The sequence below is a fragment of the Streptomyces sp. NPDC002958 genome (assembly GCF_055563255.1).
On sequence record NZ_JBVHDS010000005.1, the window covers coordinates 50,496 to 64,208 of the forward strand.

Genomic DNA, 13,713 nt, shown 5'->3' on the forward strand with positions numbered 1-13,713 from the left:
CCAGAATTCGCTGACTCGGCGCGCCTTCGAATCCACCGTCGGTGCCACGGCCGCCACCGCCGCCGTCGGAATCCCGGCCGCCGCGGAATCGGAGCTGCCGGCCGGGCTGCGGGCGGGCCCTGGGACGGTCCGGGTCGTCGTCCGGTTCCTCCTCACCCCATCAGGGGCAGCAGCGCGGCAAGATCGGCCCGCTCACCGCTGGCGCTGACCTTCGCCGCGTCGAGCTCCCGGGCCCACTCCGTACGCCCGGTCGCGAGCCGGATCCAGGTGAGCGGATCGGTCTCGACGACATTGGGCGGCGTACCGCGCGTGTGCTTGGGGCCCTGGACGCACTGGACGACGGCGAACGGCGGGACGCGCACCTCGACCGAGCCGCCCGGCGCCTTCTCCGCGAGGGCGTCGGCGAGCAGGCGGGTGCAGGCGGCGAGCGCCTGCCGGTCGTATGGGATGCCGAGGCCGGCCGCCTCGTTCAGATCGTCGGTGTGCACGACGAGTTCGACGGTACGGGTGACCAGGAAGTCGGCCAGCCGCATCGCACCGACCCGGGTCGGCAGCAGCCGGTCCCCGGGGTCGCCGGGCACCAGTTCCTCGAACCGCCGGGTGACCTCCCCGTACAGCGCGTCCAGGTCCGGACGGTCCGCGGCGAGCACCGTGGTGTCGTCGGCGATGCGCCCGGCCCGGCCCGCGGTCGAGAACGGCCATTCGAGGAGCGTCAGATCGGGCTTGGGAGAGGCGGGTTCGGGAAGCTCCAGATTCCGGGTGATGTGCGAGAGCCCCATGGTCAGATGGACGGCCAGTTCGCGCACGGTCCAGTCCCCGAGCCGGGTCGGCAGCGCGAGCTGTTCGGGCGTCAGGGCGCGAACGGCTTCCCGGACATGGGCGAACTGCGCCAGGACGGCGGTGCGGGTCCTGACCGGGTCGTAGCGGCGGGCTCGTTTCTGGGACGGCGGCATGGTCCAGGAGCCTAAGGGGTGCCCGACAGGCTCTCAGGGTCGGACAGGCCCTGAGCCCTGCCGGACCGGCGGCCTCAGGACCGGGTCGCGAAGTCGCCCAGCCCCTTGTCGAGCAGATCGAAACCGCGCTCGGCGAGCACGACGGCATCCGGCGCGACCGCGTCCGCCGACTCCCCCGCCAGCAGCCTCAGCTGGTTCGCGGCGATGAGGGCGTTGCGGGTGGCGATCAGCTGGGCGGCCGCGATCCGGGCGATGGAGGGCTCCTCCCCCTCCTCGACCAGGACTTCGGCGAGCAGGTCGAAGGAGCGCATGGAGAACGCGTGGGCCCGGATGAGCAGCGCCGGTGTCTCCTGGATCAGCCTGCGCAACCCGAGCACGACCGGCGCATCGCTCAGCCCGACGGAGGGGTCACGGGCCTCGATGGCGGCCAGGAACTGACAGCGCACGGCGGCCGCCGCGGACTCGCCGGGGGCCCGGTCCCGTACCACCCGCGCGACATCACCGATGTGCTCCTCCATGGGAGCGAGGACCAAGTCCTCCTTGCCGGCGAAGTAGTTGAAGACGGTCATCTTCGACACCTCGGCCGCCTCGGCGATCTCGGCGACCGAGACCTTGTCGAAACCGCGCGCAGCGAAGAGCTCGGTGGCCGCGGCCAGCAGACGGTGTCGCGTCTGGAGCTTCTTGCGCTCGCGCAGGCTCATCCCCTCAGTCATGGCGTCACTGTACTCAGGATGAGGATTGACCCAAATTGAAATCTTTACCCGATATAATTTTTCGGGCTGGGTGGTGCCGCCCACAGCGGCACCCGTGCCGATCGTCCGTGATCTGGATCCGGCCCCGCTGATCGTGAACCTGGTGACCACCGGCGCACTCGCCCTCCTCCTGCGGCGCCGGACCACCGCAGCCGAACCGGTGCTTCCGCTCCCCCTGTTCCATCGCGAACCGCGGTACGGCTTCGCCGCCCAGGGCCTGGTCGTCGCCGCCATGATGAGCTCGACGCCCGGGAACAGCCGCCCGCGCCGGTGGTGGCTCCGGCCTGGGCCCTGCCCGTACCGCCGAAAGCGAATGCCCACCCATTCGCCGGAACGCCACCACCCCACCGGTGAACGGAATTCCACGGGCCGCATCCGGACCCCAATTGCCCATCAGCCGGAAATGCGCATGCGGCCCGGCGGAATTACCGGCGTACCGGCGTACCGGTGTACCGGTCGCGGAACCGAACGATACGAGGACGGCCCCGCCCATGAACCGGGCGGGGCCGTCCTCGACAGGATCAGGCGTCAGGCGAGCAGACCCGGAATGGTCTCCTCGTGCGCCGTGCGCAGCTCGCTCAGCGGAATGCTGAACTCGCCCTGGATCTCGATCTCCTCGCCGTCCACGACACCGATCCGGGTGGCAGGAAGACCCCGCGCCCCGCACATGTCGTTGAAGCGAAGCTCCTCGCTGCGCGGAACGGAGACGACCGCGCGCCCCGCCGACTCGGAGAAGAGGAAGGTGAACGCGTCCAGACCGTCCGGCACGACCAGCCGGGCCCCCTTCCCGCCGCGCAGGCAGGACTCGGTGACCGCCTGGATCAAACCGCCGTCGGAGAGGTCGTGCGCCGCGTCGATCATGCCGTCGCGGGAGGCCGAGATCAGGATCTCGCCGAGCAGCTTCTCGCGGCCCAGGTCGACCTCGGGCGGCATGCCGCCCAGGTGACCGTGGATGACCTCGGACCAGGCCGAGCCGCCGAACTCCTCACGCGTGTCGCCCAGCAGGTAGAGGAGCTGGCCCTCTTCCGCGAAGGCGACCGGCGTACGCCGGGTGACATCGTCGATCACACCGAGCACGGCCACGACCGGCGTCGGGTGGATCGCCGTCTCACCGGTCTGGTTGTACAGCGACACATTGCCGCCGGTGACCGGGGTGCCCAGCTCCAGGCAGCCGTCCGCGAGACCACGGGTGGCCTCGGCGAACTGCCACATGACGTCCGGGTCCTCGGGCGAACCGAAGTTCAGGCAGTCCGAGATCGCGAGCGGCTTGGCGCCGGAGGCGGCGACATTGCGGTACGACTCCGCCAGCGCGAGCTGCGCACCGGTGTACGGGTCGAGCTTGGCGTACCGGCCGTTGCCGTCGGTCGCCATGGCCACGCCCAGGTTCGACTTCTCATCGATCCGGACCATGCCGGCGTCCTCGGGCATCGCGAGCACGGTGTTGCCCTGCACGAACCGGTCGTACTGGTCCGTGATCCAGGACTTCGACGCCTGGTTCGGGGAAGCGACCAGCTTGAGGACCTGCTCGCGCAGCTCCGCGCCGTCCGCCGGCCGGGCCAGCTTGCCCGCGTCGTCGGCCTGCAACGCGTCCTGCCAGGACGGGCGGGCGAACGGGCGGTGGTACGTCGGACCCTCGTGTGCGACGGACCGCGGCGGTACGTCCACAATCTGCTCGCCGTGCCAGAAGATCTCCAGCTGGGAGCCCTCGGTCACCTCACCGATGACGGTGGCGATGACGTCCCACTTCTCGCAGATCTCCAGGAACCGCTCGACGTGCTGCGGCTCGACGATCGCGCACATGCGCTCCTGCGACTCGCTCATGAGGATTTCCTCGGGCGAGAGGGAGGAGTCGCGCAGCGGCACGGTGTCCAGCTCGACCCGCATACCGCCGGAGCCGGCCGAGGCCAGCTCGGACGTGGCGCAGGAGAGCCCGGCGCCGCCGAGGTCCTGGATGCCCGCGACGAGCTTCTCGCCGAAGATCTCCAGGGTGCACTCGATGAGGAGCTTCTCCTGGAACGGGTCGCCGACCTGGACGGCCGGGCGCTTCGCCGGACCGGTCGACTCGAAGGTCTCCGAGGCCAGCACCGAGACGCCACCGATGCCGTCGCCGCCGGTGCGGGCGCCGTACAGGATCACCTTGTTGCCGGGGCCCGAGGCCTTGGCCAGGTGGATGTCCTCGTGCTTCATCACGCCGATGCAGCCGGCGTTGACCAGCGGATTGCCCTGGTAGCAGGCGTCGAAGACGACCTCGCCGCCGATGTTCGGCAGACCCAGGCAGTTGCCGTAACCGCCGATGCCCGCGACGACACCCGGCAGGACGCGCTTGGTGTCGGGGTGGTCGGCCGCGCCGAAGCGCAGCGGGTCGACGACCGCGACCGGGCGGGCACCCATGGCGAGGATGTCGCGGACGATGCCGCCGACGCCGGTCGCCGCGCCCTGGTAGGGCTCGATGTACGAAGGGTGGTTGTGCGACTCGACCTTGAAGGTGACCGCGTAACCCTGACCGACGTCGACCACACCGGCGTTCTCGCCGATGCCGACGAGCATCGCGTCATTGACGGGGGTCTTCTCGCCGAACTGCTTGAGGTGGACCTTGCTGCTCTTGTACGAGCAGTGCTCGGACCACATCACGGAGTACATGGCGAGCTCGGCACCGGTGGGACGGCGGCCCAGGATCTCGCGGATCCGGGTGTACTCGTCCTCCTTGAGGCCGAGTTCCTTCCAGGGCTGCGCGACGTCCGGGGTCTCGGCCGCGTGCTTGACCGTATCCAGGCTCATGCGTTGACCAGCTTCTTGATGATCGAGGTGAAGAAACCGAGGCCGTCGGTGCGACCGGTTCCGATCAGCGGCTCGACGGCGTGCTCCGGGTGCGGCATCAGGCCGACGACATTGCCCGCGGCGTTGGTGATGCCGGCGATGTCGCGCAGCGAGCCGTTGGGGTTCATGTCCAGGTAGCGGAACGCGACCCGGCCCTCCGCCTCCAGCTCGTCGAGCACGCGCTCGTCGGCGACGTAACGCCCGTCCATGTTCTTGAGCGGTACGGAGATCTCCTGACCCGCGGAGTAGTCCGAGGTCCAGGCGGTCTCCGCGTTCTCGACGCGCAGCTTCTGGTCGCGGCAGATGAAGTGCAGATGGTTGTTCTGCAGCATCGCGCCGGGCAGCAGATGCGCCTCGGTCAGGATCTGGAAGCCGTTGCAGATACCGAGGACAGGCATCCCGGCCCGCGCGTTCTCGATGATCGTCTCCATGACCGGCGAGAAGCGGGAGATGGCTCCGGCCCGCAGATAGTCGCCGTAGGAGAAGCCGCCTGCCAGGATGACCGCGTCGACCTGGTGCAGGTCCTTGTCGCGGTGCCACAGCGATACCGGTTCGGCGCCCGCGACCCGTACGGCCCTGAGGCTGTCCTTGTCGTCGAGCGTGCCGGGAAAGGTGACGACTCCGATACGAGCAGTCACTTCGACTCCTCGGCCTTCTCCACCTTCACGGTGAAGTCCTCGATGACGGTGTTGGCGAGGAACGTCTCGGCCATCTCGTGAATACGGCTGAGGGCGGCGTCGTCGACCGGCCCCTCGACCTCGAGCTCGAAACGCTTTCCCTGACGTACGTCCGCGATTCCCTCGAAGCCGAGACGGGGCAGTGCACGCTGCACCGCCTGTCCCTGCGGGTCGAGGATCTCGGGCTTGAGCATGACGTCGACTACGACGCGTGCCACTGGCACTCCCGGTGGTGTGGTGCGGCTGTTTCTCTGGGGGGCTCCCCAGACCCCCGCAGGTCACCTCAGCCTACCTGGCCAGAAATTCTACGCGGGTAGATATCGAGCCCCCTCGATCACGCCCAGATTTCGGCCGTGACAACACATGGGGAAAGTCCTGCAAAAAAAATCCTCACCGGCAGCACACATAGAAGGCTGACACGCGGAGGTAATTGGCCGGGCTTCACAATGCGGCACCTGCCGCTGTACAAATGATTACCGGGGAATGCGGCATTGCCCCTAAACAGTCGACACCGGTCGACCTGCATCCGCCTAACAGCCGGAAGGCCGGCATCAGCGCATGCCAGACGCGCCGATGCCGCAGGAAAGGACCGATATCCGTGGCTCAACGCGTAGTGGTCACGCTCTTCGACGACATCGACGGGGGAGAAGCGGCGGAAACGGTCACCTTCGCCCTGGACGGGAAGTCGTACGAGATCGACCTCAATCCGTCCAATGCCAAGAAACTGCGCAAGGTCCTGGCGCCGTACATGGCAGCCGGCCGAAAGCGGACAAAAACCGGTAAGCGCGGCAAGACTCCTGTGTCGTACCGGCACACCTCGCTCGCCCCCGACCCGGCGGCCGTGCGCGCCTGGGCCCGCTCCCACCGGATGGAGGTGCCGGCCCGCGGCCGGATCCCCAAGAAGGTCTACGAGGCGTTCCGCGACGCCAGTTGAGGATCACGCCCGCGAACACGCCGCCCGATCCGGCGATCGGCGAGCACCCCTCGCCGATCGCCGGGGCCGACCGGCGAGCCCTCCCGCGCACCCTCGACGACACCCCGCGGCCACCGACTTGCGCTACACCCCTGCAGGTCGGCTAAAGTCTGGAGCACGCCGAGGGGCAAGGCCGCAAAGCCAAACCTCACGCAGCGTGCGGGTGTAGTTCAGTAGTAGAACATCCCCCTTCCAGGGGGAAGGCGCAGTGTGCAATTCCTGTCACCCGCTCTGCATCGCTCTTACCAACCACTCCGGTGGGTCGGGTAGAGTAGTGCTCGCACCGCCCAGCGGATCTCCTTACCGGGAGTACAATGAGCGGCAGCAATGCGGACGTGGCTCAGTTGGTAGAGCATCACCTTGCCAAGGTGAGGGTCGCGAGTTCGAATCTCGTCGTCCGCTCTTGATGGGATTGAAGGCCCTGGTCGATATCGACCAGGGCCTTCGTCGTATTCCCGTCCGCTCCCCACCCATGGCGTTTGTCATGAGCAGTGGTGACAGCTCGCACTGCCTGCGGCGCGTTGGCCGCGCTGCTCGCTCCGGAGGACGACCTCATGGTGGCCGCGGAAGCGTCAACCGGTCCGGAGACGCTGGCCATGGCGCGGGCCCATCGCCCCGATGTGGCGGTCCTCGATCTGGAGATGCCGGGAGCCGACGGTGTGAGCGTGGCCACATTCCTGCGGGCCGAACTGCCCGGCTGCCGGATGATGATCGTGACGAGTCACGGCCGGCCGGGACACCTGAAGCGGGCACTCGCGGCGGGCGTGCGGGCCTTCGTACCGAAGACCGTCAGCGCCCGGCAGCTGGCCGGGATCATCCGTACCGTGCACGCCGGAAACCGTTACGTGGACCCGGAGTTGGCGGCCGATGCGATCTCCGCCGGGGACTCGCCGCTGACCGTGCGCGAGGCCGAAGTGCTGGAGCCGGCGGCCGACGAAGCGCCGGTCGTGAAGATCGCGGAGCGGGCGTCGCTGTCGCAGGGAACCGTACGGAACTACCTCTCTGCAGCCGCCTCGAAGCTCGGGGCGGAGAACCGTCATGCGGCAGTGCGTCTCGCACGCGAGCGCGGATGGGTATAGTGGACCTCGCGCTTCGGCGCTTGCGGACGTAGCTCAGTTGGTAGAGCGCAACCTTGCCAAGGTTGAGGTCGCCAGTTCGAACCTGGTCGTCCGCTCGGTTCGGCAAGAAGCCCCCGGCCTTTCGGCCGGGGGCTTCTTCGTGTGCTGCGGCACCTACCGCCAGGGCATACCGGTGAGGAGTTCGTACGCCTCCAGATACTTCGCCCGGGTCGCGTCCACGATCTCCTGGGGCAGCGCCGGGGGCGGCTGCTCGCTCTTGCGGTCCCAGCCGGAGGCCGGCGAGGTCAGCCAGTCGCGCACGAACTGCTTGTCGTAACTGGGCTGGGCCTTGCCCGGCTCCCAGGTGGCTGCGGGCCAGAACCGCGAGGAGTCCGGGGTAAGCACCTCGTCCGCGATGATCAGCTCCTCGCCGCCGTCGGCCGTGGGAGCGAAACCGAACTCGAACTTCGTGTCGGCGAGGATGATTCCGCGCTCACGCGCGATGTCACGGGCCCTGCTGTACACGTCCAGGGTGGTGCGGCGCAGCTGGGCGGCGGTCTCCGCGCCGACCTGGCGGGCCACCTCCTCGTAGCTCACGTTCTCGTCGTGGTCACCGACGGCCGCCTTGGTGGCGGGGGTGAAGATCGGCGCCGGGAGTTCGGAGCCGTCCACGAGGCCCTCGGGCAGCGCGAGGCCGCAGACCGTGCGGGACTCGTTGTACTCGACGAGGCCCGAGCCGGTGAGGTAGCCGCGCGCGACGCACTCGACGGGGAGCATCCGCAGCGATTTGCAGATCAGTGTGCGGCCGGCCCAGTCCGCGGGCGCTCCGGCAGGGAGCTCCGTGGACAGGACGTGGTTCGGCACGAGATCGGCGAGCTGGTCGAACCACCACAGCGAGAGCCGGGTAAGCACCCGGCCCTTGTCCGGGATCTCGGTCGGCAGGACCCAGTCGTACGCGGACATGCGGTCGCTGGCGACCATGACGAGGTCGCCCGCCTCGTTCCGGTACAGGTCGCGCACCTTGCCGGTGTGGAGGTGGGTGAGCCCCGGGACCTGCACTGGCTCGGGCTTTTCTACAAATCCGGACACGCTGCCTCCGCGTAGGTTGATCCAGGAGTCGTACCGATTCTCCCGTATCGGGGTGCCGCGAAGTGGAGCGGGGGCGTCCGTGGCATTGCGTGCCGTGACCTCGGAGGCGTTTCAGGCGCGTTTGCAGATGCGGTCGAGGAGGTTGGCGGTGGCCAGCTGGATGCGGGGGTCCACATGGCCGGGGCGGTCCAGGGCGGGAGACCAGGCGAAGGTGCCGGAGGCGAAGACGAGCGCGCCGGACGGGGCCCGGTACAGGGAGGTCTCCTGGTGACGCTTGGCTCCTTCGCTGTCCTGGTACGGAGAGTGGGCGAGCAGGATGCGGTTCTTGTGCTCGGGAAGTGCGGTGCGCGGGAAGTAGCGGTCGGCCTCGCCCGCGACCAGGCCGTCGATCTCGTCGCCCTCGCAGGCACCCGTCGCGTCCCACAGCCAGTGCTCGGCGTTCCGTACGACCAATGGGTGCGGATCGGGGACCCGGCCCGCGTACTGGATGCCGAGAAGCTGCTGCTCGGGACGGTCGATCTCGCGCCAGAGCGCGGGCTTGCCCGGGCCGCGGCGCTTGCGGCAGGTGAGCAGCCGGTCCGGGACCCCGGACGGCGACGGGGAAAGGCTGACCTGCCAGTACATGGTGTTGGCGGAGAGGAAGACGAGCGAGGTGCCGCCGTCGCGGGCCAGCTCGGCGGTACGGCGCATGGGCACCGACCAGTACTCGTCGTGGCCGGGGAAGACCACGCCCCGGTAACGGCCCGGGTCGATCCGGCCTGCATGCAGATCGCGGGTATCGGCGTACGCCATGTCGTAGCCGTACCGCTCGGCCCAGCGGATGAAGTCGTAGGCATGACCGACGTGGAGCGGCAGACCCGCGCCCGCGTACGGACGGTCGAAGGAGACGGTGACCGCGGCGTCCTCCTCGCCCAGGAGACGGCCCTGCTCGTCCCAGGCGTGGTAGAGGCTGGCACCGGTGCGGCCGTCCTCCGGGTAGAGGTTGTACGCCTGCCAGGTGACGTCCGGCAGGACCAGCAGCAGATCGGCCGGGTGCTCGTCGCGGACCGTGAACGGGATGTGGGAGCGGTATCCGTCGACCGTGGTGAGCACGGCGACGTACGCACCGATCGACCAGTAGCTGGGGATCTGCAGCCGCCAGGACTGCCACCAGTGGTGGCAGGAGACCGTGCGGTCGGCGGTGAGCGGGGCGGGCTGGACGATGCCGGAGAGCCGCGGGCTCGTGGTGATCTTGGCGGCGCCGTCGCCCCCGTAGTGGCCGATGCGGTAGATGTCCACGGAGAACTGCTGGGGCGGATCCACCGTGATGTGGAAGTCGATCGCCTCGCCGGGGGCCGCGGCGCCCGTGGAGATGAAGCCCTTGATCTGACGGTGCACATCGTCGGCCGTACGGGTGCCGCCATCGGTGGAGCCGCGGGCCAGGGTGGGGTCCGCGTACCAGGGGACGACGTGTCCGGTGTCGTCGAGGTAGTTCTCACTGCCGCGCAGCCAGGGCAGGGGGCCCTGGCCAAAGGGGTCGGAGACGGCATGCGCGAGGGCACCCGACTCCCATCGGCGAATCTGCTCCGCCCCCATACCGCTTCCCTCCCGCAGGTCCCCCGCGACAACAGCCGATCGCCACCGTTGATCGCCGGTGATCAACAACAATCGCCATCGGCCGTGCGTCATCGGCGCGCCAACAGTGATGCGCCGACTGTCAGCGTCGATCCCCAGCACATCACATAACGCATGCACTCCGTCACCGTTCGTCGCGAATTGACGTGAACGGAACGCATCCTTCCGGGTATTGGGGGTGCGGCGGCCCTTGGCGGCGTTATCGGTGAGGTGGGTGGCGAGAGTGAGTGGGTGGCGAGAGTGAGTGGGTGGCGAGGGTGAGGTGGGTGGCGAGGGTGAGTGGGTGGCGGGGGTGAGTGGGTGGCGGGGGTGAGGCGGGTGGAACGGGCTGCGTTTCGGGGCTGCTGCCGAGGTCCGTGGTTCAGACGAGGCGGACGGGCTTGTCGGTGCGTACGCCGACCGAGGCGAGCCAGGAACGCAGCGGTCCCGCGTCGCCGTCCTCGACCAGGCTGAGGACAGGTCTGCCCAGATCCGCCCGGCGCTCACCGTCGACCAGCAGCGCGGGACCGTCGAGCCAGTCGAGGCCGGGCGCCGCGCCCGCCGTGTCGACGGCGGCACAGCAGACCATCGCCGCGACATGGTCGGCGAGCAGTTCCGTACCCGTACGGGGTGGCTGGAGCGGGAAGAGCGGGAGGGGGGCGGGGCCCCAGAGATCCAGGATTTCCACACCTGTGCCGACGGGGCTCGGGCGGCCCGCCGGGCTCGATGTGCCGCCGGCCCAAGGCTGTTGGGCCGTCGCCTCCTCGCGGGCCACCGCGGCGCTGATCCCGGTCGCGAGCTCCTCCGCGCTCCCGCTCGGTCCTGTCAGATGCTCGACGACACGGGCCAGCGTGGGCACCCCGGTGTCGACGGGAAATGCGGGACGGCCGGGAGCGGAGCCGTCGGCGGCCTGTGCGGGCGCCGCAACCATCGAGTCGAGGACACGGTGCAGGCGTGCCGCTTCGGTGCGCCACTTCCGGTCGACCACCTCTTCCGGGTACTGCTGCCAGTCGACCGGCGACCAGTCGGGACCGGTCTCCGCCGGGCCGCCGTGGAAGAGCCGGGCCGCCAGCAGCGACGCCGCCTCGTCGGCCGCGCCCGGCTCCTCCAGGAGGTCGCAGGCAGGGCGCTCGCCGAGCCGCGAGGTGAATCCGTCGGCGAGCCGGTCGCGCCTGGAGAGCTCGGTAAGGGCGGACACGACACCCGCGTCCAGCCGGGACGGCCAGCGGCCCATCCGCCAGGCGGGCAGCGCGACCCGGGTGAGCAGCCGGTCCCAGCCCGCGTAGGCGAGTCCGACCTGCTCCTGGGCGACGATCCGCAGACCGTAATCCACAGCCTGTGCACGGATCGACGCGGCGACGGCGACGCCCCGCTCCATCTCGGCGGCATGGTTGCGACAGCTGCGCAGCAGCAACCGGGCGATCCATCCGACGAAGACACGCGGCACCCTGCGCACCCCGGACAGCGGCCCGGAAACGGGCGCGGACGCATCGGCGACCGCTCCGTCCAGCCCTCGTACGAAACGACGCGCGGCGGCTATGTCGGGATGCGCGGAGGGGCCCGTGCCCGCGACGACCGGGGCGAGCACCGCCCGTAGCTCCGCGACCCGCATCCACCACAGGAACGGCGAACCGATGACCAGCACGGGGGCCGCCTTGCCCCTGCGACGGTGGGCCGCGCCCGTCGCCCGGTCCTCGGCAAAACCGTTGCCGGAGCCGTTGCCGGAGTTGTCGGAGTTGTCGGAGCCTTTGACACCCCGGGCCGTGGAACGCGTCCCCTGATCAGCTCCGGGGCACGCTGCGGGCTGCGCCGAAAAGTGTGTGCGGTCCTCCAGCCAGCTGTCGCAGTCGGGCGTGAGGGCTATCGCCGAGGGCGCGGGAACCCCGAGCCGGTCCGCGAGATCCCTGACCAGGCGGTAGAGATCGGGGGCGGCTTCCTCAGTGAGCGGGACGGTGGGACTGACCGCGGGCCTCGCTCGTACGATCGCGATCGCGACCGCCGCGGCCAGCAGGAGCACGACAACCGCGCAGGCCGTCACGACCCAGCGCGCCGTGTCCCAGCCGCTGCCGACGGCAAGGCCCTGTGCGCCCGCGACGAGCAGCACGACGGCCACCGCCGCAGGCAGGATGGCCGCGGCGGTCGCTCCGCTGCGGATGCGCAGCAGAGCGAGAGCTCGGGCGCGCGCACTCTGCAGACCCAGCTCCTCACTTGTACCCGTACCGAACACGGCCGGACGTCACCCCCTCTGCCCCCGCGGCGGTGTTGTTCACTCCCCCACTGTGGCACCCGTCACTGACATCGCAATGCCAGTGAGCCAAGTGCCGGAATGCTTGCGCCGCACCCTAGTTGGGGACTCGGCGGGCGTCATCCGGATAGCTCAGCCGTCACTCGATGGAATGGCTTTGGGTAAAGGTGCTGACGCGCCGCTGCCCTTGGGGCAGCGGCGCGTCAGTGGGTGTCGACGGGAGGCGAATGCGGGGGTCTCAGGCTTCCGCGGCCTTCTGGGCAATGTCCGTACGGAGCTGCGAGCCGTCGAGCCGGATCCGGGCCGCTGCCGTATAGGCGCGCTCACGGGCGCCCGCGAGGTCCTTGCCGGTCGCGGTGACGGACAGCACCCGGCCGCCCGCGCTGACGATCGTGTCGCCGTCCCGCCTGGTCCCGGCGTGCAGGACGTACGCATGCGGGGCATCCTGCGCCGCCACCTCGTCGAGCCCTTCGATCGGGTCACCCGTCCGCGGCGTACCCGGGTAGTTGTGCGAGGCGATGACCACGGTGACGGCGGCCTCGTCGCGCCACCTCAGCGGGGGCAGCTCGTCGAGGGTGCCGTTGGCGGAGCCCAACAGGACACCGGCCAGCGGGGTCTTCAGACGGGCCAGGACCACCTGGGTCTCGGGGTCACCGAAACGGGCGTTGAACTCGATCACCCGGACGCCGCGCGAGGTGATCGCGAGGCCCGCGTACAGCAGCCCGGAGAACGGGGTACCGCGGCGGCGGAGCTCGTCGACGGTCGGCTGGAGCACCGACTCCATGACCTCGTCGACCAGCTTGGGGTCGGCCCACGGGAGCGGGGAGTACGCGCCCATGCCGCCGGTGTTCGGGCCCTCGTCGTTGTCCAGGGCGCGCTTGAAGTCCTGCGCGGGCTGGAGCGGCAGCACGGTGGTGCCGTCCGTGATCGCGAAGAGGCTGACCTCGGGGCCGTCGAGGAACTCCTCGATGACCACGCGGCCACAGGCCAGGGCGTGGGCGCGGGCCGCCTCGATGTCGTCGGTGACGACGACGCCCTTGCCGGCGGCGAGACCGTCGTCCTTGACCACGTACGGGGCGCCGAAGGCATCGAGGGCCGTGTCGATCTCGGCGGGGGTGGTACAGACGTAGCTGCGGGCGGTCGGGACGCCTGCCCCGGCCATCACGTCCTTGGCGAACGCCTTGGAGCCCTCCAGCTGGGCCGCCTCACCGGAGGGACCGAAGCAGGGGATGCCTGCGGCGCGCACGGCGTCGGCGACCCCGGCGACGAGCGGCGCCTCCGGGCCGACGACCACCAGCTCGGCGCCCAGGTCGGTGGCGAGGCGCGCGACGGCGTCGCCGTCGAGTGCGTCGACCGGGTGCAGTTCGGCCACCTCCGCGATGCCGGCGTTGCCGGGAGCGCAGTACAGAGCGGTGACGTCGGGGTCGAGGGAGAGAGAGCGGCACAGGGCGTGTTCGCGGGCGCCGCCGCCGATGACGAGGACCTTCACGGAGTGCAGCCTAACCGCCGCGGCGCGGCGCCCTTGACGGACGCCGCTCCGTGGACACTCCCGGGTG

11 protein-coding genes and 3 tRNA genes are annotated in these 13,713 nt (G+C 69.9%); 5 read left to right on the forward strand and 9 right to left on the reverse strand.

What is annotated here, in order from left to right:
• Nucleotides 1-152: 152 nt before the first annotated feature.
• From ACZ3IC_RS11090 to purS, 5 genes are all read right to left on the reverse strand, one after another.
• Nucleotides 153-953, reverse strand: coding sequence for a maleylpyruvate isomerase family mycothiol-dependent enzyme (locus ACZ3IC_RS11090; protein WP_467414829.1), 801 nt, complete (start codon nt 951-953; stop codon nt 153-155).
• Between the two features lie 74 nt (nt 954-1,027).
• Nucleotides 1,028-1,666 carry a TetR/AcrR family transcriptional regulator gene (locus ACZ3IC_RS11095; protein WP_467414830.1) on the reverse strand — a complete coding sequence of 213 codons (639 nt, stop codon included), beginning with the start codon at nt 1,664-1,666 and terminating at the stop codon, nt 1,028-1,030.
• Nucleotides 1,667-2,233: 567 nt separating this feature from the next.
• Nucleotides 2,234-4,483 carry a phosphoribosylformylglycinamidine synthase subunit PurL gene (gene purL, locus ACZ3IC_RS11100; protein ID WP_467414833.1) on the reverse strand — a complete coding sequence of 750 codons (2,250 nt, stop codon included), beginning with the start codon at nt 4,481-4,483 and terminating at the stop codon, nt 2,234-2,236.
• Nucleotides 4,480-5,160: a phosphoribosylformylglycinamidine synthase subunit PurQ gene (purQ, locus tag ACZ3IC_RS11105; protein WP_467414835.1), complete on the reverse strand. Its 681-nt coding sequence runs from the start codon at nt 5,158-5,160 to the stop codon at nt 4,480-4,482. The genes purL and purQ overlap by 4 nt, the downstream gene beginning before the upstream one ends.
• The gene (gene purS, locus ACZ3IC_RS11110; RefSeq protein ID WP_176729353.1) at nt 5,157-5,417 is read right to left on the reverse strand and encodes a phosphoribosylformylglycinamidine synthase subunit PurS; all 261 of its coding nucleotides are present in this window, start codon (nt 5,415-5,417) and stop codon (nt 5,157-5,159) included. The genes purQ and purS overlap by 4 nt, the downstream gene beginning before the upstream one ends.
• A gap of 380 nt (nt 5,418-5,797) precedes the next feature.
• On the opposite strand from purS, the gene ACZ3IC_RS11115 reads away from it, so the two are divergent.
• The 5 genes from ACZ3IC_RS11115 to ACZ3IC_RS11135 all read left to right on the forward strand — a co-directional run bounded on the left by ACZ3IC_RS11115 (nt 5,798) and on the right by ACZ3IC_RS11135 (nt 7,346).
• Nucleotides 5,798-6,133 carry a histone-like nucleoid-structuring protein Lsr2 gene (locus ACZ3IC_RS11115; protein ID WP_467414837.1) on the forward strand — a complete coding sequence of 112 codons (336 nt, stop codon included), beginning with the start codon at nt 5,798-5,800 and terminating at the stop codon, nt 6,131-6,133.
• Nucleotides 6,134-6,331: 198 nt separating this feature from the next.
• A tRNA-Gly gene (locus ACZ3IC_RS11120) sits at nt 6,332-6,403 on the forward strand.
• Nucleotides 6,404-6,501: 98 nt separating this feature from the next.
• Nucleotides 6,502-6,574 (forward strand) — tRNA-Gly (locus ACZ3IC_RS11125).
• 92 nt (nt 6,575-6,666) lie between these two features.
• On the forward strand, nt 6,667-7,251 hold the full coding sequence (locus ACZ3IC_RS11130; RefSeq protein ID WP_467414839.1) for a response regulator transcription factor: 585 nt from the start codon (nt 6,667-6,669) through the stop codon (nt 7,249-7,251).
• A gap of 22 nt (nt 7,252-7,273) precedes the next feature.
• Nucleotides 7,274-7,346: transfer RNA gene (locus ACZ3IC_RS11135), tRNA-Gly, on the forward strand.
• Between the two features lie 58 nt (nt 7,347-7,404).
• Here ACZ3IC_RS11135 and ACZ3IC_RS11140 read toward each other — a convergent pair.
• The 4 genes from ACZ3IC_RS11140 to purD form a co-directional block, all read right to left on the reverse strand.
• Complete coding sequence (locus ACZ3IC_RS11140) at nt 7,405-8,319, reverse strand: phosphoribosylaminoimidazolesuccinocarboxamide synthase (protein WP_467414841.1); 915 nt, start codon at nt 8,317-8,319, stop codon at nt 7,405-7,407.
• Nucleotides 8,320-8,430: 111 nt separating this feature from the next.
• Nucleotides 8,431-9,894: a N,N-dimethylformamidase beta subunit family domain-containing protein gene (locus ACZ3IC_RS11145; protein ID WP_467414843.1), complete on the reverse strand. Its 1,464-nt coding sequence runs from the start codon at nt 9,892-9,894 to the stop codon at nt 8,431-8,433.
• A 400-nt stretch (nt 9,895-10,294) separates the two neighbouring features.
• A complete protein-coding gene (locus ACZ3IC_RS11150; RefSeq protein WP_467414844.1) occupies nt 10,295-12,139 on the reverse strand; it encodes a hypothetical protein in 1,845 nt (614 codons plus the stop codon).
• Nucleotides 12,140-12,395: 256 nt separating this feature from the next.
• On the reverse strand, nt 12,396-13,646 hold the full coding sequence (gene purD / locus ACZ3IC_RS11155) for a phosphoribosylamine--glycine ligase (protein ID WP_467414846.1): 1,251 nt from the start codon (nt 13,644-13,646) through the stop codon (nt 12,396-12,398).
• Nucleotides 13,647-13,713 lie beyond the last annotated feature (67 nt).